General features: G+C 63.1%; 14 protein-coding genes and 6 pseudogenes. 18 read left to right on the forward strand and 2 right to left on the reverse strand.

What is annotated here, in order from left to right:
• Positions 1 to 746: 746 nt before the first annotated feature.
• The 16 genes and pseudogenes from L6444_RS06930 to L6444_RS30045 form a co-directional block, all read left to right on the forward strand.
• Positions 747 to 2,426, forward strand: a complete 1,680-nt coding sequence (locus tag L6444_RS06930; protein ID WP_236981464.1) for an SNF2-related protein — start codon at positions 747 to 749, stop codon at positions 2,424 to 2,426.
• A 4-nt stretch (positions 2,427 to 2,430) separates the two neighbouring features.
• The gene (locus tag L6444_RS06935; protein WP_236981465.1) at positions 2,431 to 3,609 is read left to right on the forward strand and encodes a hypothetical protein; all 1,179 of its coding nucleotides are present in this window, start codon (positions 2,431 to 2,433) and stop codon (positions 3,607 to 3,609) included.
• A complete protein-coding gene (locus L6444_RS06940) occupies positions 3,606 to 7,370 on the forward strand; it encodes an Eco57I restriction-modification methylase domain-containing protein (RefSeq protein WP_236981466.1) in 3,765 nt (1,254 codons plus the stop codon). Before L6444_RS06935 ends, L6444_RS06940 begins: the two co-directional genes overlap by 4 nt.
• The gene (locus L6444_RS06945; protein ID WP_236981467.1) at positions 7,354 to 7,533 is read left to right on the forward strand and encodes a hypothetical protein; all 180 of its coding nucleotides are present in this window, start codon (positions 7,354 to 7,356) and stop codon (positions 7,531 to 7,533) included. The genes L6444_RS06940 and L6444_RS06945 overlap by 17 nt, the downstream gene beginning before the upstream one ends.
• 15 nt (positions 7,534 to 7,548) lie before the next feature.
• Positions 7,549 to 12,837 (forward strand): DEAD/DEAH box helicase, encoded by a 5,289-nt coding sequence (locus tag L6444_RS06950; RefSeq protein ID WP_236981468.1) that lies wholly within the window; start codon positions 7,549 to 7,551, stop codon positions 12,835 to 12,837.
• Between the two features lie 21 nt (positions 12,838 to 12,858).
• Positions 12,859 to 13,773 carry a hypothetical protein gene (locus tag L6444_RS06955; protein ID WP_236981469.1) on the forward strand — a complete coding sequence of 305 codons (915 nt, stop codon included), beginning with the start codon at positions 12,859 to 12,861 and terminating at the stop codon, positions 13,771 to 13,773.
• A gap of 390 nt (positions 13,774 to 14,163) precedes the next feature.
• Positions 14,164 to 14,471, forward strand: a pseudogene (locus L6444_RS06960) (transposase); the annotation flags it as partial.
• A 145-nt stretch (positions 14,472 to 14,616) separates the two neighbouring features.
• Positions 14,617 to 16,275, forward strand: a pseudogene (istA, locus tag L6444_RS06965) (IS21 family transposase); the annotation flags it as partial.
• A gap of 6 nt (positions 16,276 to 16,281) precedes the next feature.
• Positions 16,282 to 17,171 (forward strand): annotated as a pseudogene (gene istB, locus L6444_RS06970) (IS21-like element helper ATPase IstB).
• An 8-nt stretch (positions 17,172 to 17,179) separates the two neighbouring features.
• Positions 17,180 to 17,813 (forward strand): annotated as a pseudogene (locus L6444_RS06975) (DDE-type integrase/transposase/recombinase); the annotation flags it as partial.
• An 84-nt stretch (positions 17,814 to 17,897) separates the two neighbouring features.
• On the forward strand, positions 17,898 to 18,977 hold the full coding sequence (locus L6444_RS06980; RefSeq protein ID WP_236981470.1) for a tyrosine-type recombinase/integrase: 1,080 nt from the start codon (positions 17,898 to 17,900) through the stop codon (positions 18,975 to 18,977).
• Positions 18,952 to 19,122 (forward strand): hypothetical protein, encoded by a 171-nt coding sequence (locus L6444_RS06985; RefSeq protein ID WP_236981471.1) that lies wholly within the window; start codon positions 18,952 to 18,954, stop codon positions 19,120 to 19,122. Before L6444_RS06980 ends, L6444_RS06985 begins: the two co-directional genes overlap by 26 nt.
• A complete protein-coding gene (locus tag L6444_RS06990; protein WP_236981472.1) occupies positions 19,119 to 20,858 on the forward strand; it encodes a tyrosine-type recombinase/integrase in 1,740 nt (579 codons plus the stop codon). Before L6444_RS06985 ends, L6444_RS06990 begins: the two co-directional genes overlap by 4 nt.
• A 65-nt stretch (positions 20,859 to 20,923) precedes the next feature.
• The gene (locus L6444_RS06995) at positions 20,924 to 21,175 is read left to right on the forward strand and encodes a hypothetical protein (RefSeq protein ID WP_236981473.1); all 252 of its coding nucleotides are present in this window, start codon (positions 20,924 to 20,926) and stop codon (positions 21,173 to 21,175) included.
• A 25-nt stretch (positions 21,176 to 21,200) separates the two neighbouring features.
• Positions 21,201 to 21,398 (forward strand): annotated as a pseudogene (locus tag L6444_RS07000) (integrase core domain-containing protein); the annotation flags it as partial.
• 34 nt (positions 21,399 to 21,432) lie between these two features.
• Positions 21,433 to 21,552, forward strand: a pseudogene (locus L6444_RS30045) (integrase core domain-containing protein); the annotation flags it as partial.
• Between the two features lie 79 nt (positions 21,553 to 21,631).
• Here the strand turns inward: L6444_RS30045 and L6444_RS07010 are convergent.
• Positions 21,632 to 22,198, reverse strand: a complete 567-nt coding sequence (locus tag L6444_RS07010; protein WP_236981474.1) for a nuclear transport factor 2 family protein — start codon at positions 22,196 to 22,198, stop codon at positions 21,632 to 21,634.
• A 161-nt stretch (positions 22,199 to 22,359) separates the two neighbouring features.
• Between L6444_RS07010 and L6444_RS07015 the strand changes: the two genes are divergently transcribed.
• Together L6444_RS07015 and L6444_RS07020 are read left to right on the forward strand one after the other, a co-directional pair.
• Entirely contained in the window at positions 22,360 to 22,764 is a 405-nt protein-coding gene (locus L6444_RS07015; RefSeq protein WP_236981475.1) for a TetR/AcrR family transcriptional regulator, read from the forward strand.
• The gene (locus L6444_RS07020) at positions 22,740 to 22,961 is read left to right on the forward strand and encodes a hypothetical protein (RefSeq protein ID WP_236981476.1); all 222 of its coding nucleotides are present in this window, start codon (positions 22,740 to 22,742) and stop codon (positions 22,959 to 22,961) included. The genes L6444_RS07015 and L6444_RS07020 overlap by 25 nt, the downstream gene beginning before the upstream one ends.
• Before the next feature lie 141 nt (positions 22,962 to 23,102).
• Here the strand turns inward: L6444_RS07020 and L6444_RS30050 are convergent, their stop codons facing one another.
• The gene (locus L6444_RS30050) at positions 23,103 to 23,234 is read right to left on the reverse strand and encodes a hypothetical protein (RefSeq protein ID WP_255731144.1); all 132 of its coding nucleotides are present in this window, start codon (positions 23,232 to 23,234) and stop codon (positions 23,103 to 23,105) included.
• Positions 23,235 to 23,414 lie beyond the last annotated feature (180 nt).

A 23,414-nucleotide genomic window follows, 5' to 3' on the forward strand; every position in this document is an offset into this window, starting at 1 on the left:
ATTGCGTTATCGTTTCGTGACCTGTGTGCAAGAGGTGTGATGGTCTTTGGGGGCAAGAATGCGACTTACTTAGTAAACCTAGGGAGGCTGAGCGACAGTTCAGAAGGAAGCGCAATAGGTCGTGGGAAAGGGCGACGCGCCGAACAAGTAGGCGTGATGGTCGTTACTCCGGGATGTTGGTGGACACCTTGCGATGATCGCTACCGCGGGGGCTGGCTTGTCGGGTGCTGAGCCGGAGAACGACGAGAATGGGGGGTGGAGTGCCGCGGTACAGGTTTGAGTGGGCCAACTTCTCACCAGCGTTACTCAAGGTCCTCTGCCGCGACCTCCTCGGGGATCTGCAAAGCAACCCCGCGGATGCGCTCGTCCGCAACTACGGGGCACGACCCCGGGAGGACTTCGTTCGGGCCGCGTGGCCGATCTTGCGTGAATCTTGGCTCCGCGTGTCCAAAGAGTCCCGCGACTGGGTGGTGGAAACGCTGAGGCAGATCCGGCACGAACCTGAGCCGCTAACGCGCCGCGACGACCAGATGGACTACCTTCGCAACCTGAGGAACTCAGCGAACTTGCGACGCATCGTCCTGCAGGAACTCGTTGCGGCCGGAGAAATGGAACGTCCAGCAAGACATGAACCCCGACAGACCGAAAGGCCGTCAAGGACGCGATCAGTATCACGGCAGTCCAGCGCCGAAAACAGCACACCACGCCGCGGGAAGATGCCACAGAGCAGCCGAAAGGGATCGCCAGTGACGACCACGGTAGGGGCCACACCGACGGAAGGTGACCTCCTGACACCGGGCAAGGTGGTCCGGCTGCGTGAACGGCTTTGGCGTGTCGACTACTGCGACGGCACCACCTTCGGTGTGACAGCACTCGACGGCCGCGACACCCGGCCTTCCAGGTTTCACACCGCACTCGAAACTGTGGAGGCCGGCGACCTCCCGTTTCCCCAACCCGGCGCGCTGGCCGACGACCGCCAGCAACGGTTGCTCCTGGACGCCTACAAGTTCTCCCTGCTTCACGGCACCGCCCCCATCCTCGGCCTGCAGCGCTCGCGAGCTATCCCCACCGACTACCAACTCGTGCCGCTGCTGATGGCTCTCAACAGCGACCCGGTGCGTCTGCTCATCGCCGATGACGTCGGAACCGGAAAAACCGTGGAGGCGGGACTTATCCTGTCCGAACTGCTGGCCCGTGGCCGCGCCCGCCGAGTCTTGATCGCGGTCCCTGCCAACCTGCGTGATCAGTGGCATGACGCGCTGGACCGGATGTTCCACATCGACGCCACTATCGTGGCCGGGCATCTGCTGCCGGCCCTGGAACGCCGACTGCTGCCGGGCCAGAGCGTGTGGGCCGCCCACGACATCGTGATCGCGAGCATCGACTACCTCAAGACCCGTACCGAAGAGGTCCTGTCCTACGGCTGGGACTGCCTGATCATCGACGAAGCGCACATCGCAGCCAAGCCACACACCCAGGCCGGACGATCGACCCCGGACATGGAGCGCTTCCTCTTCGCGTCCAGTGCCGCGGCCCGATGCCGGCACCTGCTGCTGGTCACCGCCACCCCCCACAACGGGTACACAGATTCGTTCCATTCGCTGTTCCAGATGCTCGATCCCACCCTGGTCACCGATTTCGCCGGGCTGGATCGCAGACGCGCACGCGACCATCACGTCGTGCAACGACGCCGCGCTGACATCGAAGACTGGTATCGACTTCGCGGTGCCAAATCGCCCTTTCCGGCGCGCCGCGCTGATGAGCAACTCGTCAGCCTCACCCGCAAGCGAGAGATGCAAGCCCTGCTGGCCGCACTCAACGAGTACGCCGGCGACCTGTACACCGGCGGCACCCGCACCGTCGACCGCTGGCTAGCCGCGCATCTGCAGAAACGGCTGCTGTCCAGCCCGGCGGCGCTGCGCTCAAGCATCGACAAGCGGATCGCGGCCGTGACCCGCGGTACGAGCTTGGAAACCAACGCCACCGCGCTCGAACGTGCCGCCGAAACCACAACCGATGCGATGTTCGATGAAGACGACGAACAAGACGCTGCGCACGTGACCGCGACCAGCGGACTGGACGCGGCGACCGAACTGCGCCGCCTGGGCGAGATCCGCGACCTCGCCAAGCAGGTCACCGCAGCCAAAGACCCGAAACTGCAGGCCCTGCTCACACTGCTGCCCGAACGGATGGCCCAGCATCCCAATGCACCCCGAGTGCTGGTATTCACCAAATACAAGGACACTCTCGACTATCTGGTCGCTCACCTGGAAAAGGCGGTGGGCAAGCCGAAAGCCGGCCTGCCGGCGGACACCGAGGTTCACGCGATCCACGGCGGGATGAACCTCGCCCAACGCAACGAGGTTTTCACGAGGTTCGAAAAAAGCCAGCCCGGCCGTTCTGATCGCCACCGACTGCATCAGTGAAGGCGTGAACCTCCAACGAGCCTGCGCCGAGCTCGTACATTACGAGCTGCCGTGGAACCCCAACCGGATCGAGCAACGCAACGGACGCATCGATCGGTTCCTGCAGCGCGAACCGTTCGTCGGAATCCGCACACTGGTGCTCGACGATCCCTTGGATGCCAGCCTGCTCTATCTGATCGTCCGCAAGGCCGAACAGATGCGCGCCGACTACGGATTCGTGCCGCCGTTTCTGGCCAACACCGACATCCTGTTGCACCTGTCAGACCCACAGGCAGCCTTCCGCGGCCGGGTGACCGCCCGGTCCAGCGCCTCGCAGCTGTCCTTGGCCGACCTGTTCGCCCAGGACGCCGAAGAGGATATGAGCAGCCTCGACAGTGAGCTTGCCGAACTGACCGCTCAAAGCGTCGACGAAACCGACACGCTGGAACGGGTGCGCGACGAATCCTTCTACGGACAGACCGGGATCGCACTGCAAGCCATCGAGGAAGCCCTGTCCACGTCGCGTGATCTTGCCGGCACCCCAGAACAGGTGCGGGAGTTCACGTTACGCAGCCTGCGCGATCGCCACGCCACCGTCAGCGAGGACGCCGCGATATTCACCGCCACCAGCGCTCCCGCGAACCTCACGGACCTGATCCCATCCGGTTACCGGTTCACCTTCGACCAAACCATCGGCATCGACGACCCCGACATCGACGTGATCGACCTCGCCCACCCCCTGCTTCGACGCCTCATCGACATGACGCTTGAGGAAGCCCGCATGCCTGAGTGCCGCGGCCGCGTCGCCGCCCGCATCATCGACACCACCACCGGCCGCGCAGTACTCCTGCACGCCCTGATCCGCTACGTCGCCCACGCCGAACCACCGGTCCTGCTCGAAGAATTAGTTCCAATCGGCTACCAACTGAGCACCGGCGACACCCTGGACCCCGCGCCGTTGCTGGCCGCCGCAGCTGGCGCAGGCAGCAAGCACCGCGACGACGTCCTCGAAGACACCGCGCACGTCCTCGACGACCCCCAGCTGCGCGACCGATTACACGCAGTCGCGGCGCAACGCGCAACGACCCTAGCCCAACGGCACAGCAGCCTGGTCGCCACGTGGGCCAACGGACTGACCCGAGTCGAGTCCACCTCGACCGACCTCGTAGCAATGACCCTGCTCTACCCGCAGGTGAAGCCATGACCGACGTTAGCCTTGTCCACACCAGCGGCGGCCTCATCGGCGACGTCATCACCGACAGTCTGCGTTCCTCCGATGTGGACGGTGATGCGAAATTCCTCACTGTCGCAGCCACATTCACTGACCTCGACGGTGTCGTCCCCACCAAGACGCAACTCCTCAGCGACCAGGAAGCCGCCTTCCGTACCGGCGTGGCACTGTGGTCGACCTACGGCGACGAACTAAAAAGCGGCATGGACATCTCCCGGATCCGGGAACGCCTTGTCATCAAACTGCTTGACCTACTGGGTTTCTCGCCGATTTATCAACGCGCGAACCTTACCGCCGGAGGCCAAAGATGGGACATCAGCCACCTGGGATGGCAGAGTGAGCATGCTCCTCCGATCCACACAGTAGCCGCCGCGGATCTCGACCAACGCGGTGAACGCAAGCGCAGCCCACATGAAGAGTTGCAGGGCTATCTCAATGCCGCTGACGCGCGTTGGGGAATCTTAACCAACGGCCGAGTGCTCCGCCTGTTGCGCGATTACCACCACACCCGCACCCGCGGCTATGTCGAGTTTGATGTTGTTGCGATCTTCGAGGCCGCCAGCTGGCCGGACTTCTTGGCATTGTGGAGGCTGTGCCACGTTTCACGCTTCCGGGCCGGCGCCGACACCGCCGTCGCGGATTCGCCCGACACCACCACTGCCGCGTCTGAGGACGACGACGCTGAGGACGGTGATACCGCCGTCGTTGACGACACGACCTCTATAACGTTGCTGGAATCGCTTCACAGCAGAGCGGTTTCCGCCGGCGTCGCCGCCGGGCGACGCTTGCAACCACAGGTCCGATCGGCGATCGGCAGCCTGGCCAACGGGGTCATCGACGCCAACCCGGAGCTGCGTGGCCAGTTGGAATCCGATCCGGACCTCGGCCGGGAGCTCTACCGCGAGTTGCTCACCGTCTTGTACCGAATCCTGTTCCTGCTCTTCGCCGAACAACGCGGAATGCTCAAGGGCGCCGACGCGCTCTACCGCGAGAGCTACAGCCTGACCCGACTGCGCGCCATTGCCGTCGACGGCCACGCCGAACCCAGGCGCATGGATCTTTGGGAAGGCCTCAAGACCACCTTCCGGTTGTTCGGCAACGAAGCCGATGCCGCCGTTCTCGGTGTCTACCCGTACAACGGGTTCTTGTTCGATGCCGCCCGTACACCGATGATGACGAACGCGCGGTTAGCCAACTGGAACTTGACCGCCGCCATCGAAGCGTTGACCACCGTGCAAACCGGCAAGATGAGCCTGCACATTGACTACCGCAATCTCGGCGTCGAGGAACTCGGTGCCGTTTATGAGTCGCTACTGGACTACACCCTGACCATCGCTGCCACGGCCGAATCCGTGGACGGCCGCGTGGTACGCGCAGGGGAGGCCTATCTGGCCCCGTTGAGCATCGAACGCGCCGATCTGGCCTCCTACTACACGCCCATCGAGCTGACCGATCTGCTGCTGACCCGCACACTGGACCCGCTGATCGAACAAACCCTCGCCGCCGCCGGTGACGATTCCGCTGCCCGGGCCGCCGCGATCCTCGGTCTGAAAGTTCTGGATCCAGCGTGCGGCTCGGCGGCAATTCTGACTGGCGCGCTTGAACGCCTGGCCTATGCGGTCGCTCGCGCACGCAGCGACCCGCATGAGCCAAAGGATGTCGACCTCGCCCATGCGCGGCGAGATGTGCTGCAGCGGTGCATCTTCGGAGCAGAAAAGGACCCGTTCGCGGCCGAACTCGCCAAGGTGGCACTTTGGATTCACTGCGTGGTGCCAGACCAACCGCTGACGTTCTTGGACCATCACATCGTCTGCGGCGACAGTCTGGTGGGATGGCCGCTACTCAATGTGCCCAAACAGATTCCCGACGCCGCATACAAGGTGCAGTCGGCTAAGGGTGCAGACCGGTCTGTGCTCAACAAAGCGGCCCAACGCAACGAGGCATTTAACAGCGCAGGCGGTGATCTGTTCCAACAGTGCCCCGTCGATTTCACCCTCACCCTCCCTGCAGAACTGGAAGAAGGAGAACACAGTCCCGAACAAGTGCGCCGCAAAGCGGCCGCATACCGCGCCTGGATCGCTAGTCCCGACTACGCCCGATGGAAACAGACCGCCGACCTGTGGACCGCAGCGTTCTTCTGGACCGCCGACACTGGCCACGGAGTCGCTCCGCCCACCAGCGTCGAATACGCCGCGGCGCTAGACGGTAACCCCGACCCGCAGTTAGCGGCAACCGCAGCCGATCTGCTCGCCGACATCAATCCGCTGCACTGGCCGCTTGCCTTCCCAGAGGCCCACGCCGCGGGTGGGTTCGATCTGGTCCTCGGCAATCCTCCCTGGGAGCAGTTCGAAAGTGGAGAGCAAGCGTTCTTCAAACAGCACAAGCCAGCGATTGCGGCGATGACCAGCGAAACCCGCAAACAAGCGATAGCCGCACTTCAATCGGACGATCCCGGCATGTTTGCGCGGTGGGATCGGTATCGATCTCTGCAGGGCCGGATGGCGCACTACGCCAAGTCCTGCGGCCGCTTCACCCGGACCTCTGGCAAGGTCAACACATACGTGCTCTTCACCGAACTTGCCGCCAACTCCAGCGCTCACGTCGGACTCATCGTGAAGTCGGGCATCGCAATTGACGCCTCCCAATCACTGGTGTGGAAGCGACTTCTCGATGACCACCGTGTCCGCGAAACTTTGGACATGGTCAACCAAGACCGATCTGGAAAGCGTGTATTCCCGGCGGTTGCCGCCGTCGAACGGTTCTGCATCCTGCATCTCGGCCCGCGTGTGGTGGCGCCCGTCCAAGCATCCATGCTCAACTTCGGGGTGGCGGAGGCAGCTACCAACCCGCCGCGCATTTGGACCCGGGATGAGATGCGGGTCGCCTCACCGCGCACGCAGAACTTGTTGTCAACAGGTGATAAGCGCGAACTCGAACTGGCGCTTGCTTTGCAGGGTCGCTTTAAGCCTCTAGATTTCGCTGATACTGATGGCGCAAATCCTTGGGGGCTGAGGTATGCGGCACTGTTCAATTCATCGACCGCCAAGGTGTCCGGTGCTCTACTGCGAGGCCCTGTTCTGGAAGAGCAAGGTTTTAGGCTCGGTCGGGACAAGCGCTACAGCCATGGAGACGGCAGAATTGCCGTTCCCGTGTATGAGGGCCAGATGGCCAACCGGTGGGACCACCGCGCTCGTACCTACGAAGGATTCAAGGGAAAGGACCGCTACGGCCGAAAGCCCCACATTCCGTGGGTTTCCAATGAGCAACACTCCGACCCAGATTTTGAGATTGAACCCCGATACTGGATGCACACAAAGGTAGCGGAGGAGCGCATCAACGAGGTTGCCACCGAAGGCGAAGCGGCAATGGCGCTGCGTGAAATCGGTCGCCCCTGGACTGATCGTCGCATTCTTCGTGTAGCAATTGTAGAAAGGTTGCCAGCAACAGACACCTTGCCAATTCTCTTTGTGCCAACCGAAACGGTCACTGCTGCCGCGGCATTGTTCAATTCCATGACATTGGATTTCCTAGTCCGATTGCACATGCCTGGGGGGGCACGTGACAACACCCGTCTTGACGCAATGTGTGGCACCAGTGCCCTCGGAAATCCCCCAGCGCGCAGCCGATCTCGCAGCGCAACTAAGTCTGACCTCGACTCGACTCGCCGCAGCTGTCGGACAGCCTTTGCGTCCATGGGATCCCGAACGGCGGGACACCTTGGACGCTCAGTGTGATGCGCTGATCGCGCAAGCCTACGGGCTATCGACGGCGGATTACGAGATTGTGCTGGACCATTTCAAACTACTCGAGAAGATCGAGACCCGATCGCACCGGGGCGAGTACTACAGCAAGCGACTGCGCCTGGAAGCGTTCGAAGAAATCGAAGGGAACCCCTAAATGCACCCACTTGCAATGATTTCGGGGCTCCGAGACACGTACACCCGCTACGTTGATTCGTTTCAGTTCTACAAGAACCCGGCCATCCGGGACTGGGTTCAACAAAAGCGACGCGAAGGGCGTCTGCTGTACCGGGAACCGTTTCTGACGCTAGCCAAGCCGTTTGCCTCCGGCGCCTCGCTGGTGACGCTCGTCGACGAGGGTGTGCTCGATCCTGTTGTGCTGTCGGTCTTTTCACGTACTCCCGGCGACGCCAGCAGCGGTCCGATCTCACCGTTTGTCCACCAAGAGCAAGCCATCAGGCAAGTGATGGCCGGCGATAACACCGCCGTGACGACCGGAACCGGGTCGGGCAAATCTTTCACCTTCTACATCCCGATCGTATCGACCGCCCTGACTCTCATGAAATCCGGTGGAAATAAGGGATTTCGGTCTCCCATCGCCGTGATCATCTACCCGATGAACGCCCTGGCCAACAGTCATTACGAGGACATCGCCGCCCGGTTGTCCGGCAGCGGCCTCACCGTGTGCAACTACACTGGAACGTTGAAGTCTACCCATGAGGGTGCGATGAAGGACTTCAAGGAGCTCACCGGCCGAGACCAACCGTTCGACAGTGAAGTGATTGACCGGGACACCCTGCACAGCAGCGGCTGTGACATCTTGTTGACCAACTTCAAGATGCTCGAGTATGCGCTGGTGCGCCGTAAGGACGCCGCCCTGTTCGAAACCCTGGCCAAAGGCGGCCGACTGCAGTTCCTTGTGCTCGACGAGATGCACACCTACTCCGGACACCAGGGTGCCGATATGGCGCTGCTGGTGCGCCGATTCAAAGGACGTACCGCAACCGCCGGAAGCTTGCGCTGCGTCGGCACCTCGGCCACCGTCGACTCGGGCGATCCCGCCGAAGCCCGCCAACTGATCGCGGCGTTCGCCACCAAGCTCTTCGGGGAGGAGTTCGACCCCGACTGCGTAGTCGGAGAAACCTACGGCCCGAAAGAGACCGCCGATCCCACTGGCTCAGACCTCTACCTTTCGGCTGACCCCGTCGACCTTGCGACCGTGGTGGCCGCGACCGCCGCGGAATCCGACGCGGCGGTGGCGGAAATCCTGGGCGAGGCGATGCTCGACCAACCGGCCACTCCCGATGTCGTGCGGCATGCGCTGCCCGTCGCGTGGTTGGAGCACACACTGTGGTCAGGGGCGGTGTCGATGACCGAGCTCGAGAACCGATACCTCCTCGACGTCCGCCCCGGCGCCACGCGGGACCAGGCCGCCGCCGAGATTCACGCTGCTGTCATGCTCGGCGCCGCGGTGAAGACACCCGGCCCAAAGGGAACCGACGTCGGACTACTCACCCCCAAAGCCCACGCTTTCTTCTCCCAGGGACTGCCAGTCACCCGTTGCCTGGTCTCCGAAGAGCCACCGCACCTGTCCGAACAAGGGGAATCGACCTGCAGCACGTGCGCACAGGGCGGACTGGAGGATGTGCCGGCGTTTCCGGTCGTGTTCTGCCAGTCCTGCGGCCAGGATTTCTATGTCGCCGAAGATCTGACCACCCGTCTGGGTTCGCGGGACTTCCTGGCCGCCGCCGAAGACGGTGTCGCCGTCTACGTCATGACCGACGAATGGGACCGCGACGTCGCCCCGGTCCTGGACAGCGATGTGTACAAGAATGGCACACCTAAGAAAGGCCGCGCCGGGGCGGTCCCCGTGCCGATGACGGTCTGCGGACAATGCGGGGACATGGCATCGAACTGCGGGCATCAGCACAGACGCGATGTCGTCAGCGTCTCAGCCCCGCTGTTGCTGTGCCCGTCGTGCGGTGTCCGGTACGACGGAAACCACTCGGAATACAACAAATTCTTCCAAGTAGGGACCGTGGGCCGGGCGACGGCCACAGACGTGATTGTTGAAGGGATGCTCAACGGACAGGACTCCGGGCTGGCCACGGCCAAACCCCAGGTCATGGCATTCACTGACAATCAACAGGATTCGTCGTTCCAGGCCGCGCATCTGCGGGCGATGTCGCGGCGTTTCCACGTGCGTCGCGCCTTTATCACCGGTCTGCATGCACGCCGTGCCCTGAGCCGTGAGGAGGCGCTCGACACCGCCGACCTCGCCGATGCGGCATTCGAACAAATGGAGGCCACCAAGACGCTGCCCAAATTCGCCCGGGCAGGCCAGGATAAGGGTGGCTTCGATCCCGGCGACAGCTCCAGCAAGACCAAAGGCCGGTATCTGCGCTACCTGAAAACCGGGGTACTCCTGGAAACGAGCGGCGGTCCACGCAAGACCCAGCCCAACCTGGAGGACACCGGCCTGATCGTCGTCGACTACCGGGCGTTCACCCCCGGCAAGGTCGCCGCCGCGGTCGCCGGAGACGATGGGCTGCGCAAGATGATCCGGGCCTACGCTGCAACCGATCCCGGGTTCACCGAAGATCTGCTGCGGGTGATCCTCGATCTCATGCGCCGCCAGCACGCGATCGTCAGCGCTAACGACGACGGTCCGGCGGCGGCATTCACCGACCACGACCGATTTGCCAGCGATGTCCTTGAGCAGCTGGCTGATCCAGCGTTCTTCCACGCCGGCCCAGAACTTCCCTTGCGCCGTACCCTCTACGACGAAAAGAGGGAGTCCAAGGGCCGCACTAGCTATCGGCGGCTGGCCGGCAAGATACTCCCCGATGGCACCGACTCGCCTCAAACCACCGCGCTGACCCGCTGGGTCAAGAAGGAAGTCGGCCTGGACCCAGATGCCCACGGAACCCAAGCCGCCAAGCAGATCATTCGGGAAGCAGCGCACTGCCTGGTGAAGTACGGCTACCTGATTGACGAGAAAGGCGGGTGGGTCGTCAACGAAGAAAATGTGCTGTATTGGTTTGCCGCAGAGCCCCAAGGGTTTCGGTGCATGCGGTGCGCAGCGCGCTGGCTGCTCACCAAGGAACGATCCTGTCCTCGCTGCGTCAAAGCCGCCGTCAAACCTGACCGCGAGGACCGCGACGACTACTTCCACGCCTCCTACACCGCACCCCTAGACGAACACGTCAAAGTCGAAGCCGCCGAACACACCGGCAGCCTCGACGGTGACGAGCGAAAGCTCATCGAGAGCCGCTTCCGTGCCCAGGGCGATCCGCTCAACGTGTTGGTCTGCACCCCCACCATGGAACTGGGCGTAGACATCGGCACTCTCTCGGCCGTCTACATGCGAAACGTTCCACCGTCACCGGCCAACTACGCCCAACGGCAGGGCCGCGCCGGTCGCGCCGCGCAACCCTCCACCGTCGTGACTTTCTGCTCAGCGCAAGGGCGGGCGGCATCCCACGACCAGTACTTCTTCAAACGTCCCGAACGGATCATCGCCGGCAAGATCACCACACCACGGTTCCTGCTGGACAACAAGGCACTGCTGGCAGCACACACCCACGCCATCGTCCTCGGTGAGTACGTGAACATTCACGGCGACCTGCCCTCCGAACTGGGCACCTGGACCCGCCTCGACGACGGGCTGGGTGGGCTGGCCGCTGACTTCCAGACGGAGCTGAATTCCTTCATCGCCACCCACCGCAGCACCTTGACCACCGCTGTGACAACCACTTTCGCCGATGTCATCAACTCAGCAGTGACCGTCAAGGCTGTGGACGTCGCAGAGATCGTCGACAGCTTCGTCCAGGACTTGGATTCGGCCATGGCGGCGCTCGTCGACTACGCCGCAGAACTCAAAGTCGAGCTCGACGAACTCAATGCCAAGGGAGACAAGGGAAAACTGGATCGCAGCGGTGATCGCCGCCGGTCCTCCGTTGAAGCGATCCGTGGCCATATCTACAACGGCCGCGGCGACTACCATCCGCTGTCCTGGCTGGCTCAACGGGGCTTCTTGCCCAGCTACGCTTTCCCCCGAGCTGCGGCACTGCTGCGGTTCAGCGACCGTGAACGCGCACGGGTCAGATCGCGGTCGATCGCGCTTCGCGAATTTGCGCCCGGCAACTCGATTTACCACTTGGGCAAGCGTTATCAAGTCACTCGCGCGTCGTCGGGACGCAACGCTGAGGACATCACGTCCAAACTCGCGCTGTGCGAATGCGGGTACTACTTGGGGGGTGACGCCGTCGACACGACGAGCAAGTGCCCGTCCTGCGATCGGCCGCTCGACACCCAGACGGTTTTCCGCAACGCCATGCCCGTCATGGATCAGTACGCCATTCAACGCGACACTGTCGGCGCTGACCTCGAAGAACGCCTGCGCCAAGGCTATAGGGTCGAAGCCGCCTACCGATTGCCGAACATTTCCACCCGAAATGGCTCTCTCACAACGGCTTCGGGAACGGCAATCGGTTTGACCACCGCGCACCTCGGGTACATCGTGCAGGCCAATACCGGCCTCGTCCGCTCCGACAGCAATTTCAGCCTATGCGCACGATGCCGACAGTGGAACCCCGATGCCGATCACTACAGCCAAGGCGGCGACTGCCTTCCGCAGAGCGAAAACCTGATCGAGAACATCGTGCTCTTCAACGATGGCCGGCACGACATGATGGTCCTCGACGTCGCGGCGCCTGACGATAGCGACGCCGACATGTACGCCTACACCTTGATGTATGCGCTGCAGGCCGCCATGGGAACGCATTTCGGCGTCAACGAAGATGAGCTCGCCGGTCAGGTCTATCCCGGTCGCGGAGGCCCGCAGGAGCGTCGCATCCTGATCTACGAAATGGATGAAGGCGGCATTGGTGTGCTTGACCGTATGACCGACCAAGCAGCGTGGGAGGCCGTTGCCGCAAGGGCTCTAGATATCCTCCACGTCGACCCGCAGGGCAACGACCAGTCCGACGCTTGCCAAGCCTCGTGCTACGAGTGTCTGCGCAGTTTCTACAACCAATGGCATCACGATACCCTGGACCGGACGTTGGTCGTCGACTTCTTCGTCGACCTTCTCGCCGGGTTGGCCATTGCGATCGACCATGCGCCCGAGTCGTGGGACGCGGTCGTTACATCGTTCGACTCCGCCACCGAGGAAGCCATGGTGGCGGCACTGCGTGCTGCGGGGCTGCCCGCACCGACTAGTGCCCATCAGGGACTTCCGCCGGAGAAACCCGTCGCTTCTGCCGATCTCTACTATGTGGGCGAGGGGATGCACATAGCGGTGTTCCTCGACGGCGGGGTCCACGACAAGGCATTTCAGCAGAAGATCGACGTCGCTCGCCGCGAGAAGCTCAAGGACTGCGGTTACTCCGTCGTAGTGATTCGCCACGACGATCTGGACGCGGGAGTCACAGCCCTCAGATCACGACTCGACGCCTAAAGTAACGAGGGCCACGGTTGAATGGACGTGACTGCGCTTCCGAGCCATGGGGTCCTCGACCGCGCAGACGGGCGCGCGTGGTCGGCCGTGCTCGAGCCAATACTGCGGGACACCCATGGCGTCGAAAAGTCAAAGCTCCGACTCCACTTGATCGACAGCCTTATCTCGCAACTGGTCGACGAGCTGAAGCGGCATCGGCTTCCGGAATTCGTCATCTACACCGCTCCAGACCGTCGCGACGTCACACGTCTAGCGTTTCTCTCCGCCCTCGTGGCGCATCGCGCTGAACGGTTGGTTCAGGCCGCGGAACTCGCCGCCTCGGCACTGGCTGCCTTGGTGCAGGGAAGCCTTCAACCAAGCGCAGTTTCGGCCCGGGCGTTGTTCGAGCTGGGGGTGGTGTGTTGGGACACCCACAACAAGATGCTCGATTCGTGGCGTGCGGTGCACGGGAGCCGAAGTCGCATTCGGGCCGAGTCGAGTTCCGGCGAGGCGACGGTGTATCGCCTGCTTTGGGAAACACGGATGGGATCGAGGTTCTACGGCCCCGAACACGGGTGGCCGCTCGCCAAGAGTATCTTGACCCGCCTCGACCGCTTGGCTAAAGAAGTACCGGATGCGCGAGAGACTTACGACATGTTGTGTGACACAACGCATCCCAATCTAGAGGCGCAAGCACTCCTATGGCGGACTGACTACATAACAATTGGTAAGGACAGGGCGATCCGGTTCGCCCCCGGCAGATCCAACTCCCTCGTCAAGCTGTATATTGTCGAGTCAATCCGTCTCAGTCTCATGCTCATTATGCCTTTTACGCGGGATCTCTGGTGGATCGCAGCCGACATCACCAATGCGTGCGACATAACTGCAAGCAGTAAGACTGAACCACTGGGCCTGCCAACACGAACGGGTCGGTCGAAACGACCCCTGCTCATGTGATTCCGGCGAGACCACTCGGGCCTGTATGCACCCCGAACCGGCTCCAGTGCGCTGATCTATAACGCTCGCGGTGCTTTCTTGAGGGCGATAGCAGCGGACGCTCACCGTCGGCCGAGGTTCGCGCTAAGCTCGAACCACTCCGGAGGCGGGCGCAGCTGTCCGCCGCTGTATCCCTCGGCGAGGTGCTGCCGGATCTACGCAGCGAGTTCGGGGAGTTCTCCGCTGACGCTGGACTCGGTCTCATCCCAGGCGACACGGCCCTCGGCATCGATACCGCCCGTGGCGACGATGCGGCCGCGGGCTCTGTCCTTGGCCTGACCCCGATTGGTTGATCCATGGCTTATGAGAGTCTTGCGGCCCACGTTGTGGGCAGGAAGGCTCGACAAGATCATGGCGACGAGGAAGCGGCATAGTCCAGAGCAGATTGTGCGGAAGTTGATGGCGGCCGATCGGCTGCTGGCCGAGGGCAAGGACACCGCGGCGGTCTGCCGCGAGCTCGGGGTGTCCGAGGCCACTTACCACCGCTGGCGCAACCAGTTCGGCGGCCTGAAGGCCGAGGACGCCAAGAAGCTCAAGGACCTCGAACGCGAGAACGCCACCCTCAAGCGGTTGTTGGCCAACGCCGAGCTGGAGAAGGACGCGCTGCGGGAGATCGCGAAGGGAAACTTCTAGGCCCGGAACGCCGACGGGCGGCCGTTTGGCTATGACAGTTTGATTCAGGACCGGTGTGACGGCCTGATTCAGGACCACCTTCTTTCAGACCGGTGTGTTGTGACGGTTTGATTCAGGACCACCCTCGACGGTTGGCGTGTCGATTATTGGCTCGCTGTCGGAGGGTTCCGGATGGGAAGTCGTGTGGAGCTGTTCGCCCAGATACGTAGGGACGCCCGGGTCGAGGGTTTGGGTATTCGGGCGCTTGCTCGTAAGTACAAGGTTGGCCGGGATACGGTCCGGCACGCGTTGGCGAATCCGGAGCCGCCGAGGCGGAAGACACCGGTGCGGGAGTCGCCGAAACTGGGCCCGCTCAAACCTGCGATTGATGCGATGCTGCGGACCGATCTGGATGCGCCCGCAAGCAACGCCACACTGCGACAAGGATTTGCAATCGTCTGGCCGATGAACACGGCGTTGAGGATGTGTCGTATTCGTCGGTGCGTGACTATGTCCGGGTCCGTCGTGCGGAGATCATCGCCGAGTCCGGTAAGCAGGCGCAGGAAGCGTTCGTGCCGCAGGAACACCCGCCCGGCGCTGAAGCTGAGGTTGATTTCGGCGAGGTTCACGTCATCCTCGCTGGTGTCAGAACCCGCTGCTACATGTTCGTTTTCGAATGTCGATGTCCGGCAAGGCAGTCCATCGGGTGTATGCGACTCAGTCGCAGGAGGCGTTCCTCGAAGGCCACATCGAAGCATTCGACGTGATCGGCGGCATCCCGGTGCGCCATATCCGCTACGACAACTTGAAGTCTGCGGTCACCTCGGTGGTGTTCGGCCGCGGTCGGGGCAGGGTCGAGAACGACCGGTGGGTGCTGTTCAGATCGTTCTACGGGTTCGACCCGTTCTACTGCCAGCCGGGAGTAAAAGGGCCCACGAGAAAGGCGGAGTCGAGGGCGAGATCGGACGTTTCCGCCGCACCTGGCTCACGCCCATGCCGGAAGTGGACTCGCTGTCAGAGCTCAACGACTACATCCGCCGCTGCGAAGCACGTGAGGATCATCGGCGGGTCACCGGCCGGCTGCACACCGTGGGCCAGGACTTCCAGACCGAACGAGAACATCTCGCCGCTCTGCCTGCCGAGCGGTTCGACCCGGGCTGGTGCTGCATCCACGGGTGGACCGGTCGGCGCTGATCACGGCGCGGTCGGCGAAGTACTCGGGTCCCGCCCGGTTGATCGGACGCAAAGTCAGGGTGTCGCTGCGGGCCTGAGTTGGTCGTCTTCGACGGCCGCACTATCGCCGCACGCCATGAACGCGTCACGACCCGCAACGGGCAATCGATCAACCTCGACCACTATCTGGGGGTGTTGCACTGCAAACCCGGCGCGTTGCCCGGCTCCACCGCGCTTGCTCAGGCCCGCGCCGCCGGCACTTTCACCGCAGCGCACGAGGCGTTCTGGCAGCAGGCCCGCCGCGTCGACGGCGATGCTGGCGGGACTCGCTCGCTAATCGACGTGCTGCTGCTGCACCGCAGCATGCGCGCTACCGATGTGATCGCCGGGATCCACGCCGCCCTGTCGGTCGGTGCCGTTTCAGCGGATGTGGTCGCGGTCGAAGCACGCCTGCATGCCGCCGGTGGTGGTCTCGAATCAGACCGTCACGCCGGTAACCATGCCAATACCGTCGATTACCGGGTCGTCAGTCTGACCCAGCGCCGCCTGGCTGATCCAGCGACCGTGATCGCCGGCCTGCCACCCGACACCCGGCCGCTGCCTGACGTCGCGGCCTACGACGAGCTGCTCCAACGCAGACCCCAACACCGCCACCCGGTGCGGAATGGAAGGAACGACTGGATCATGAGCACGGCCACGAAAGTCACCAACACCCTGCGCCGCCAACGCGGGATGACCCCACAAGCGGCCCAAGCCGCCGTCGATTCCGCATGCCGACGCCTGCGGTTGCCGACCGTGCGTGCGGTGATCGACGAAGCAGTGAAAGTCGCCGAGCGTGAACAGCTCACCTACCACGGCTTCCTCGCCGAACTGCTCCTGGCCGAATGCGATGACCGGGACCGCCGATCCACCTTGCGGCGAGTCGCAGCGGCCGGGTTTCCACGTCAGAAATGGTTGGGCGACTTCGATTTCGACGCCAACCCAAACATCAACGCCGCCACCGTACATACCGTCGCCCAAGGCGATTGGATACGCCGAGGCGACCCGCTCTGCCTGATCGGCGACTCGGGCACCGGCAAGCCCCACCTGCTCATTGGTGTGGGCACCGCCGCCGCCGAGCAAGGCTTCCGCGTCCGCTACACACTGGCGACCAAACTGGTCAACGAACTCGTCGAGGCCGCCGATGAAAAGCAACTCGCCCGCACGATCGCCCGCTACGGCCGCGTCGATCTTTATGTATCGACGAACTCGGCTACATGGAACTCGACCGCCGGGGCGCGGAGTTGCTGTTCCAAGTACTCACTGAACGCGAGGAAAAGGCGTCAGTAGCCATCGCATCCAACGAGAGTTTCTCCGGCTGGACCAAAACCTTCACCGACCCCCGACTCTGCGCCGCGATCGTCGACCGACTCACCTTCCACGGCACCATCATCGAAACCGGCACCACCTCATACCGGCTCAGCCATACCCGCGGTAGCAGCTCGCGATCACAGCCTACGAAGACGCCTGAGCCACCACCTCCTCGCCGAGGTGGTCCCGAATCAAGCCGTCACAGTGGTCCTGAGTCAGGTTGACATAGAGAGCCGTTCGTCATCTCCAGCGTGTGCTGGGGTCAGCGAGCGGTTCGCCTGTCGCGTCACCGGGCAACACCGCGCCACCCAACGCCACGAGCCGACCGCGGCGACACCAGAAGACCCCGACGCTGCCCTGGCGGGACTGGCTACGCGCCTACGCCCGATAAACACCCGCGGCGTGGCTTCCGGCCCGCCTACCACGATGCCCGAGGTGAAGGCTGGCAGGTGAATCACAAGAAGATCCAACGCCTTTGGCGTGAGGAAGGACTGCGGGTGCCGCAGCGGCGCAAGCGCAAACGGCACGGCATCTCCACCGCCCCGCTGGCCGTGACCGCTGATGGGCCCGACCGGGTCTGGGCGGTGGACTTCCAGTTCGACGTCACCACCGACGGTCGGCCCATCAAGATCGTGTCGATCATCGACGAGCACACCCGCGAATGCCTCGGCGGGATGGTCGAGCGCAGCATCACCGGCGAGCACCTGATCGACGAACTGGACCGCGTGGCCTCTCAGCGCGGCACCTATCCGACGGTCCTGCGATGCGACAACGGACCCGAATTGGCTTGTGTCGCAATGGCTGACTGGGCCTCAGGCCAAGTTGGATTGCACTTCATTCCACCCGGCGAACCTCTCTTAACCGGCTAATCGGGATAATCGATTTCGCGCGACACGCCGTTTTCCTGCGGTTCTAGACCGTGGTGGTGCGAGATGAGATATGTACATCTCATGACGAAGGAACTCTCTGCGGCTGTGGACGACGATGGCGTCTGGCAGTTGCGCGGGACGGCCGCGGAGAAGTTCGGGTTGGTGAATGAATTCCTGGGGTTTCTGGCTGACCGTAATTTCTCCCCTCGGACCTGCCGTGCTTACGCCTATGACCTGTTGGCGTTCGCGCGGTGGCTGAGTGGCGAGCAGTTGGTTCTGGCGGAGGTGAATGTTGATGTGCTGCTGCGGTTCTTGACGGCATGTCGGGAGGCGACGTTGCCGGGTCGGCCGGGTGGCAACGTGTATTCGATCCGTGATGGCCGTAATCAGGGGTATGCGCCGGCGACGATCAATCGGCGGTTGGCGGCGATTTCGAGCTTGTTTGCGTTTCGGGAGATGCGTGACCCGGATGCGCGTAACCCGGTCGGTAGCGGTCGGGCGGCCCGATTGCGTTCGCGCAGTGAGCGTTCCGGGCTATTGGCGCACACGGCGAAACCGAAGTCTCGGTCGCAGCTGCGGGTCCGTGAGCCGCGCCGGTTGCCACGCGGATTGTCGCGGGAGGAATCTGCGGCGCTGCTGGGCAGCTTCCGTAGCTGGCGTGACCGCGCGATCGGCGGGTTGATGCTGTTGTCGGGTCTGCGTTCGGCGGAAGTACTTTCGCTGCGGGTCAGCGATATCGACATTGCGCGGCGCTGGGTTCGGGTGCTCGGTAAGGGCGGCAAGGAACGCTCGGTGCCGATTGATACCGACGTGGCTGGTGCGATCCAAACCTATCTGCTGGCTGAACGCCCCGAAACTGACGCTGATGCACTGTTCGTTGTCGCCAAAGGCGCCCATCGCGGACAGCCGCTGACCCCTGCGGGGCTGCGCACGGTGTTCCGGTATCACCGCGAGCGCTCCGGTGTCGCTGCAGGGCATCCACACGCGTTACGGCATTCGTTTGGCACCGCACTGGCCGAGGCTGGGGTCGACCTGTCGGTGATCCAAGCGCTGATGGGCCACGACCACGTCGATTCCGCTGCCGCCTACATCCATTTGGCCCCAACGTTTCTGCGTGAGGAGTTCGATGCCGCCCGTGCTCGCCTACGCACCCGCACCTGAGGTCGACCTGCTCGCCGCCTACGACGAACACTGCGCTCGGCTCGGTTTGACCAGTGTGAACCTTGGCTCGGCCGCGCGAACGTTCCTGCGGCGCTGGCCTGATCCGCAGCGGTGGGCCGGTGAGCCGCTCGAGAAGTGCGGTTGACCGTTTCTCATCCCACCCGCTCGTTCGTCACGTTTCTGATGTTGGCCCGCTATCTGCGGCCCGGCTATGACTACCTGATCCACCGCAAACTGGCCGTGTTCTGGCGGCATCTGCCACCGGGGCCGTTAGCGGAGGACCTGGCCGAGTTCTTGGGCGCCGCGCAAGAACTCGGCTTCACCGAACGCACCCGCAGCGCGGCCGCATCACAGGTGATCGGCAGGCTACTCATCCAGACCGGCCGACGGTTGGATACGTTGACCGACAACAATTTCGACGACTTGCTGGCCGCAAGCGCAGCCCGCCACGGCCTAGGGAAAGCCAGTCGTCACTACAGCAGCGCCACCCACACCGCCCGGCAGGTCATGTTTCACCTCGGTGTGTTCACCGAACAGCCGGTCAACGCGACCAGCCTGCTACGGCAGAGCTTTGCGCAACGGATGCGGGAAGCCACCCCGGCGCTGCGCGGCTCGTTTGTGGCCTACCTCGATCGGTTGACCGCCACCCACAGCCGCAGCACGGTCACCGGCACCGCAACCCGGCTCAACCACTTCGCCGCGCATCTGGCCTCGGTCGACCCGACGCTAACGAGCTTGACCGACCTGAACCGCCGCCGCCACATTGAGACCTACCTGACCGCGACTGCCGAGGCGACCAACACCCGCACCGGTGCACCGATCCAGGCATCTGAGCGCCGCGGCCGGATCCTGGCAGTGCACTGCCTGCTCAACAACATCGCCGAATGGGGCTGGCCCGAAGCACCGCAGCGGCGCCTGGTGTTTCGCTCCGATATCCCCATGCTGCCCCGACCGTTGCCGCGCTACCTGACCCCCGATCTGGACCGGCGCCTGACTCAAGCGCTGCAGGCCTGGCCCGAGCGGCTGCCCGCTGATGCGTTGCTGCTGCAACGAGCGACCGGTCTGCGCATCGGTGAGCTCGTCGACCTGGAACTGGACAGCGTGCACGAGATCCCCGGCCAAGGCGCCTGGCTGAAGGTTCCGCTGGGCAAGCTGAACACCGAACGCATGGTGCCGCTAGACGAGGAAACCGTCGCGCTGATCGACCGCATCGTCGCCCACCGCTCACCCGGACGGCCGTTGCCCCACCCGCGCACGGCTCGACCCACCGACTACCTGCTCACCCACCACGGTCGGCGCCTGACCGCCGATCACCTTCGCGACGTCCTGACCCGCGTTACTGCCGACGCCGGCCTGCCGCACATCACCCCACACCAGCTGCGCCACACCTACGCCACCGCACTGGTCAACGCTGGCGTATCCCTGCAGAGCCTGATGGCCTTGCTCGGCCATCTCTCGGCGGAGATGAGCCTGCGCTACGGACGGCTGTTCGACTCGACCGTGCGCACCGAATACGAGCGAGCCTTGGCCGCCGCGAAAGCCCACCTAGGCACCCTGCCCACCGAGCCACCCCACGGGCGCACCCAATTGCCGATCTTCGACGGCGACTGGAGACAGGCGCCCGCGGTCAAGGCCCGCCTGGCAGGTGGCTTCTGCATCCGCGCCCAAGTCCAAGGCCCGTGCGCCTACGCCAATATTTGCGAACACTGCCCCAACTTCCGCACCGATACCGGCTACCTGCCCGTCCTGGCCGCTCAGCGCGCCGACACCGAAACCCTGGCCCGTGACGCCGAAGCCCGCGGCTGGACCGGTGAAGCCGAACGCCACCGCCGACTCATCGAACGCCTCGACGCCCACATCAGTCAGACACAGACCGGATGACACCCCAACAGCGCCGACAACACGTCGAAGACGCTTGCGCGGCAATCATTCTCGAAGGACAACAAGTGACCTTCGATGACGTCGCGGCACGCACCGGACTCGGCCGAGCCACTCTCTACCGCAACTCCGAGCTACGCAGAATCATCGAAGAACACCGCACCCGCGGCAAGGAAGCCCACACCCTGTCCGGACTCACCACCGAGATCGCCCACCTACGCATCGCGCTGGACACCATCGCCACCACCGTGGCCGCCACGAAGAAGAACTCCGCCGCCTACGAAAACCAAAAGCCGACTAACACACCGCCCAACAGCTGAAACCGCGCCAAGATTAGCCGGATAACCTTGGCGCAACGGCTACGTCGAATCCTTCAACTCCCGCCTGCGCGACGAATGCCTCAACATCAACAGCTTCTGGTCCCTGACCCAGGCCCGCGTCGTCATCAGCGACTGGAAACACGACTACAACCATCACCGCCGGCACTCATCGCTGGGCTACCAACCCCCGGCCCGCTACGCTGCCACCTGTACCCACCGATGAACGACTCTCGTTCGCCGTGGACCAGTTCTCGGGGTCCGGCCAGGCCCGCGTCGTCATCAGCGACTGGAAACACGACTACAACCATCACCGCCGGCACTCATCGCTGGGCTACCAACCCCCGGCCCGCTACGCTGCCACCTGTACCCACCGATGAACGACTCTCGTTCGCCGTGGACCAGTTCTCGGGGTCCGGCCACCGGCATGGCAACAGCCGGCCGACTCATCGATCGTCGTCATTCCGATATGAGTGGCACTGGCCAAAGCGGCGCGCGCATCTCTTCCAAAGTGGAGTGCCCCGGCATGTTGCCCTCGGCAATGAGTTTCATTCGCTCGTCGAGTTGCGGAGAGTTGTTGCCGTCTCGCAGTACTTCCAGCATCGCGGAGGTCGCGACCCCGACGTCAAACATGTCGCGTTGCCACGACCAGCTGCGGTTGCCGCTGTACTGAAACCAGCTCCCACCCAGACCCTTGATCTCGTACGGTCGGCCGTTCGGCGCATTGAACGTCGTCAACTGCCTCCAAAACCCAAACGCTTGACCAGATCGATCGTCGAAGATCACCGCCTGATACGGGTAGATCCATCCTTGAAATCCCAGCATTTCCAACCCGAGCACGCCGGCTCGAATCTCTTCGCGGCCCACGTTCATGTATTGGTCCTCGGCGGAATAGGTGTAGCCATAGGTCGCGTCGGGCTCATAAAAGTCGGCCATGATGCCCCAGTCCCCTAAGCGCTGAGCCTCACGGTTGATCTCAAGCCAGTCTTGCCAGAAGGCGTCGAAATCTTCGCGGTCAAATGCCATGTCGGCTCCCTCTTACTCCCATTTCGAGATTGACGGACGGGATCCGCCGCAACGGCGATGCTGCGGCTGTGAGACGTTTCATAGGATAGTTTCATAATCGGTCCCCGTCAGTCAAACAACTCGTCTTCTGTCTGTACCGTGAGACTCGAAGAAGCAGGTCCGTGGTGGATGGAAGGACCGACATGCCAGACGATGTACGCGCGCGGTTGATCGCCGCCACAGCCGAACTGATCGGGCAGCGTGGACCCCTGGGTGTGCGCGTCGACGAGATCGCCGAGCCTGCGCGATGCTCACGGGCCACGCTCTACCGTTACGCCGCCGACAAGGACGAATTGGTACGCGAAGTGATCGTCGCCAGAACCACCGCTATGGCGGGAATCGTAGCCCACCAGATCGAAGGCATCTCCGATGCGACCGAGCGTATCGCACAGGGCATGCTGCTATTCGCCGACGCGCTGCGATCTGAAAGTTGTTCAAGGCATTGCAAAATGACGGTGACGACTCATACCCACTTGCGCGGATCGGCGGCGGGCTTGAGGCCATGGGCGCAGCGATCTCTCCGCTGATTCAAACACTGCTGGACGAGTACATTGATTCCCGGCACCTGCGTGACGACGTCAACCTGCACGACGCGGTCGAGTGGTTGATGGGCATCCTTCTGGGCCTGTTGGCGCCCGCGTTCGCAGCGCATTCCCGCGAGCACCGCCTCGGGATGCTCAAACGCTACGCGGTCTTTCCGTTGATCAAACCGCAGTACGAGTAGCTCCCCGGTCGCGGAGCGCGGCGCCCGTCCTTGATTGACCTCCGACACCGCGACGATGCTCTATGAGACTAAATTTCAAATCGTCGCATCGCGGCGTGTCGCTGCTAATCGTCTTTGCTCAGGAGGTCGAGATGAGCACGATCAGGATCCCCAAATCCACCGCTTGCGACCGCGTGATGCAGGCCTTACGGGCGTCGTGTCGTACTCCTCGGCATGATCGGTGACCAACCGCACCGCACGGGCCTTGAACTCCTCGTCGTATTTCTTCGGCATGATCCGAGCAACCTTCCCTCGAAAGAAGGCGTGCATCAGACCCGGGTTGGTTCACTTTCGGGCCATGCGCATTAAAGGGCATTAAAGGGGTTGTGCAAGACGGCCAGGCGGCCGGAGTTTGGGCCGTGTAAAAGGGGAGCGGTTCAGTGGGGCGAGCCTACGCAGCACAACCTCAGCAAC

Origin of the sequence: Mycobacterium kiyosense (assembly GCA_021654635.1) — a bacterium.
Classification (GTDB): domain Bacteria; phylum Actinomycetota; class Actinomycetes; order Mycobacteriales; family Mycobacteriaceae; genus Mycobacterium; species Mycobacterium kiyosense.

Coding starts and splice junctions, on each gene's coding strand:
- L6444_RS06940 (WP_236981466.1), top strand. CDS start 3,606: ATGACCGACGTTAGCCTTGTCCACACCAGCGGCGGCCTCATCGGCGAC.
- L6444_RS06950 (WP_236981468.1), top strand. CDS start 7,549: ATGATTTCGGGGCTCCGAGACACGTACACCCGCTACGTTGATTCGTTT.
- L6444_RS06955 (WP_236981469.1), top strand. CDS start 12,859: ATGGACGTGACTGCGCTTCCGAGCCATGGGGTCCTCGACCGCGCAGAC.
- L6444_RS06980 (WP_236981470.1), top strand. CDS start 17,898: ATGACGAAGGAACTCTCTGCGGCTGTGGACGACGATGGCGTCTGGCAG.
- L6444_RS07010 (WP_236981474.1), bottom strand. CDS start 22,198: ATGGCATTTGACCGCGAAGATTTCGACGCCTTCTGGCAAGACTGGCTT.
- L6444_RS07020 (WP_236981476.1), top strand. CDS start 22,740: ATGGGCGCAGCGATCTCTCCGCTGATTCAAACACTGCTGGACGAGTAC.
- L6444_RS30050 (WP_255731144.1), bottom strand. CDS start 23,234: ATGCCGAAGAAATACGACGAGGAGTTCAAGGCCCGTGCGGTGCGGTTG.